Source organism: Cupriavidus lacunae, from assembly GCF_003353055.1.
Taxonomy (GTDB): Bacteria; Pseudomonadota; Gammaproteobacteria; order Burkholderiales; family Burkholderiaceae; genus Cupriavidus; species Cupriavidus lacunae.
In genome coordinates this window covers 1-4,333 of record NZ_QKWJ01000184.1, presented here as the reverse complement: position 1 = coordinate 4,333, position 4,333 = coordinate 1, and the positions used below count along the sequence as shown (strand labels likewise).

Sequence of the window (4,333 nt, the reverse complement as noted above, 5' to 3'; positions counted from 1 at the left end):
TCACCACCCGTCGTGAACATCTGATCCGTGTGCATGATGCTCTCCTTTGAACAGGGGACTCGACACGCCCTGATTTTACGTATCAGTTCGTTGACGACCTCCACCTGTTACATAGGATCTAGGCCCGCCAAAGGGAGTAGGGCAATGAGCAATCCCATCGACGAACAAGTCGAAGCTCGTCGCAAGGCTTTGGGTGATGCCACGATACCGGGCGGCGCGGACCATAAATGGGGCTTGGCACTCTCGGGCGGGGGCATTCGCAGCGCAACCTTCTGCTTGGGCCTGCTCCGGGCCTTGGCCAGGCATGAAACGCTACTGCGCTTCGACCTGATCTCCACTGTGTCGGGCGGAGGGTATATCGGGTCGATGGTTGGCAGCCTGTTTAACCGTGCCACCTCGTCGCAGGACGCCCGGCGCGTCCAGGATGCAGTCGGTAACCAGAATTCCGGCTGGTTCTTGTGGTGGTTGCGGGCCAATGGCCGCTATTTGATCCCGAGTGGTGCGCGCGACAGAACGTTCGCCATTGCCCTGTTCCTCAGGAACCTGTCGGCGGTGCATTTTGAACTGGGGCTAATGGCGTTGCTTCTTGGGTTGTGCCTTGCGGCGCTCGACATGTTGGCGTGGTGGGGCATCGGGAGCATTGGATACGCCATACCGACAAATGACTTTTTCGGGTTGGTCCGCTGGCTCCCCTCGTGGCTTCCCGTCATCTGGCTCGCCATGCCGCTGATCGCATTGGTTGGCGCGGTGTACGCTGTCGCCTACTGGGCCGAACCTTGGGTGCAGCGAGCCCATGGCCCAGGGCTGGTCGGGACCTGGATTGGTGTACTGGTGGTAGACGTGTTCTTGGCAACCGTCTTCTATTATTTTGGAAATAATAGCAGCGATATCGGCGATGATCTGCGCACGGCATTTTGGTGGCTTATTTCGGAGCTAATCACCATATGGTTGGTCGCCACGCTGGTAGCCAGCCACTATTTGTGCAAGGTCAACCAAGCTGTGCACAAGGCTTTGCAGGGTGCAACGGCGAGAAATCTGCTGACACGCAGACTTGCTAGCTGCTTCCGCCTGTTCGCCGCCATTGCGATCATTGGCTTGATCGACCGGGTTTCCTGGAGCTTCGCCTTTGAGTGGGATGGCCTGGCCAGCACCGGTGTATATCTAGCCCTTGTTGCGGCGCTGTTGAGGGCTATCCTGCCTTCTGCGTCGAGCATGTTGGGCCGGCGGGGCGCACCGGACGGCCTGCTGGCAATCGGTCATCTTCTAGGCTATGCCGTGACCTTCCTTCTGTGTGCATGGTGGGTATCTCTCGTGCACAAGGCTGTGATGGGCACCATGTTCACCGCCGGCTCGGTTCAGTACGATGATGGCATCGTCGCACTGGTATTGCTTGCTGTGCCCGTTGTCGGTTATGTCATCCTGACCGGTCGCAACTTTGCATTTCTGAATCTGTCTTCGCTTCACTCCTTCTATAAGTCCAGGCTGACGCGCAGCTATCTTGGCGCGGCCAATGGAAGGCGCTTTGGGCAATCACCGCCGTTGGGTGCGCTAGACAAGGTGCCCAATGTGCTGCCTACGACCATGGCGGGCATCACAATCGATGATGTCAGAGCGGAGGATGACGCCTCACTGGAAAAGTACCGACCTCAGAGGGCTGGCGGGCCGATTCATCTTATCAATGTCTGCGTGAACCAGACCAGAGATCCCCGCGGCGGCCTCTTTAATCAAGACCGGCGTGGATTGCCGTTGACAGTGGCCTCCGGTGGGTTGATGCAGACTTCACAGGAGGGCTGGAAGCCACTCATAGGCAAAGCGTCGCTCAGTGTGGGGACATGGATGGCGATATCTGGCGCTGCCGTAGCGCCAGGACTTGGCAGCCTCACGCGGGGCGGCATTGCTGCTCTGGCCACATTTGCTGGCGTGCGCCTTGGCTATTGGTGGAGCAGGGCGGAGCGAACCAATGTAGCGGATTCGACGCAGTCACCGCCACTGGCAAAGTCGCGCGGCTTGCTCAATGAGATGTCCGGCGTTTTCCAAGGCACGGAGGGGCCCGACTGGTTTTTGACCGATGGCGGCCATTTTGAAAACACGGGCGCCTATGCGTTGCTGGCGGAACGCGCGAAGGTAATCATTCTTGCCGATTGTGGCGCGGATCCGCAATATGCGTTCTGCGACCTCGAGAATCTCGTGCGCAAGGCGCGCATCGACTTGCAGGCCGAGATCTACTTTCAGCGCCCGAAAGTTCCCGACCGGCCTCCTTCGTTCGGCTCGCTCAACGACCTGGCGTCGCCCACCGGTAGCGCTTGTCTAGCTTTGGCCAGGATCGTGTATGGTGGCGATCGGCCTAGCGAAGGTATTCTCATCGTCGTCAAGCCAAACCTGTGCGACGGGTTGCCCGTTGATCTGGTCAATTTCAAGGCGCAGAACCCAGATTTTCCCCAGCAGACCACGGCGGATCAGTTTTTCTCGGAGGCACAGTGGGAGAGCTACTTCCTGCTGGGCCAGTTCATGGGAAGAGACCTCAGCCGCCAATTCATCAAGGGCCTTCTCAGCAACGCCGGCAATGACTTTGAGACGGACGAATGCTCGCCGTTCGACGCACCGCCCGGGGACCGAGCAGCCCCTATTGTCTCCAACGGCGCCGCCAACGGCCCGCTTGGCCGCCTGCCATCCCGCTTCGCCGCGACGGCGGTTGGCACGACAATCGGTCTTGGGGCCGCCGCAACAATAGGGGTCTCTGCATGGCAGGCCATCGACAGCGTGCGTGCCGATAGCGCGAAGCAAAGATCCGACGAGCGCACGGCACTAAAGGAACTGACCGAACTCTGGGAAAAGCTGCCCGTGCGTCAAGCCAGCGGGCCGCTTCCGGATTCGGCGGCGGTTCCCTATGGGAATCTGGCGGCTGCGCTAGTGCGCACTGCGGACACGCTTTGTCCTTCGAAAGAGGCGGGCTGGTTTATCCGGTCGCCACTCGCCGCACGGATTTCACAAGACGGCTTGAGAGGTTGCCGAGCGTTGGAATGGAAGCAGCGCACGGAACCCTGCCATGTACTCGTGGAAGCAGCCAATCCGAATATCAAGAGTGCGCTACCAAATTGCCTCGCCTGGGAGGATGCCAGAAGCAAGGCTGTGCCTCCCCCGCGCTATTGGGCGTATGACTTTCAAAGGACGGCTCAGCGCGACGACATGCATCCCTGTGATCCTTTGCGAGCTGAACTGGCCAGCGATGAAGCGCGGCATGTGCAGGCATATGGTCCGCTTACAGACAGGCAGGACGTCAGCAATACAGGTCTGAACGGGGACGCAATGGCAAAGTGCCATTCTGCGGGAAGCGACAGCTCTGCGCGGTCGGGCAGCCTTGATCGGTCGTCGCCGAGCCCAAGAGCCAGTGCTTCTCCCCCGCCGCTGCCGGCAGCAAGCGCGCCGGCAGAGCCTTCGCCCGGTTTAGCAGGCGTCACATCTCCTGGAGTGCTTGCGAGCGGAGCGATGCCAGCGCCGGCCGCCTCTGGCACACAGGCAGCGTCTTCCCCCGTCCCTGTCCCCGGCGACGCTTGCAAGGGAACGACTGTCTATGTGCAAATCTATGATGGCGCGCAACGCGATACCGTTCGCACCTACCGGGAGCCGTGGAGGGCGATGGGGGCAAGCGTTCCGCCCATCGAAGATGTCGTTGACACAGCGCAGCGTGCGGGGCGCGCCACCCCAATGCCGGTGCGCGAAACCACGGTAAGGTACCACGACAGCGCATCGATCGCCTGCGCTCGCGCGCTAGGGCCTGCCGTTGGGTTCGAAAACTGGGTTGTAGAATCGCTATCGGCCAAGCTCAAGCCAAGCAGACGTACGGTGGAGGTATGGGTCGCGCCGGCTAGCGGAGTCGGTAAGAAATGAACTAGCGCGGGACGGCCCATTCGCATTCAACCTGAAGCCCTCGAGGCCTTCTTGGCGCTGGATTTCCGGAGACGGCTAGATGCGTTCCGAACGCAACAAGAAACAAGCGCCGACTTACGGTTGATGACAATCTTAATAACTGTAATGCTACTACTAGCTGCGGTAGGATTCGGAATTTATATGAAGGAGTTCATCATGGATCAGAACATCGCGGTTACGTTCCTAACCGCAGTCCAGGCTATCAGCGTTGTCTTTGGTGTCGTGATCAGTGTGCGTAGTTTCAATGAAACAAAAAACAAGGAAGAGCATGCGAGATCTCTAGACCGAACTTTGAGCTCGTGGCGCGCTAATGCTTTGATTTCGCACGGTTATGTGCGCGCGAGCGAGTCGATTACTGGGTACAGGCGACGGGGCTGACGTTGAGCAGGCGGAAGGCCTTTTCTTG

2 protein-coding genes are annotated in these 4,333 nt (G+C 59.4%); both read left to right on the top strand.

Going from position 1 to position 4,333, the window contains the following annotated elements:
- The first annotated feature begins 144 nt into the window (after nt 1-144).
- Entirely contained in the window at nt 145-3,888 is a 3,744-nt protein-coding gene (locus tag DN412_RS42315; protein ID WP_208647771.1) for a patatin-like phospholipase family protein, read from the top strand.
- Nucleotides 3,889-4,083: 195 nt separating this feature from the next.
- On the top strand, nt 4,084-4,305 hold the full coding sequence (locus DN412_RS42310; RefSeq protein WP_133303191.1) for a hypothetical protein: 222 nt from the start codon (nt 4,084-4,086) through the stop codon (nt 4,303-4,305).
- Nucleotides 4,306-4,333 lie beyond the last annotated feature (28 nt).

Coding starts and splice junctions, on each gene's coding strand:
- DN412_RS42310 (WP_133303191.1), top strand. CDS start 4,084: ATGGATCAGAACATCGCGGTTACGTTCCTAACCGCAGTCCAGGCTATC.
- DN412_RS42315 (WP_208647771.1), top strand. CDS start 145: ATGAGCAATCCCATCGACGAACAAGTCGAAGCTCGTCGCAAGGCTTTG.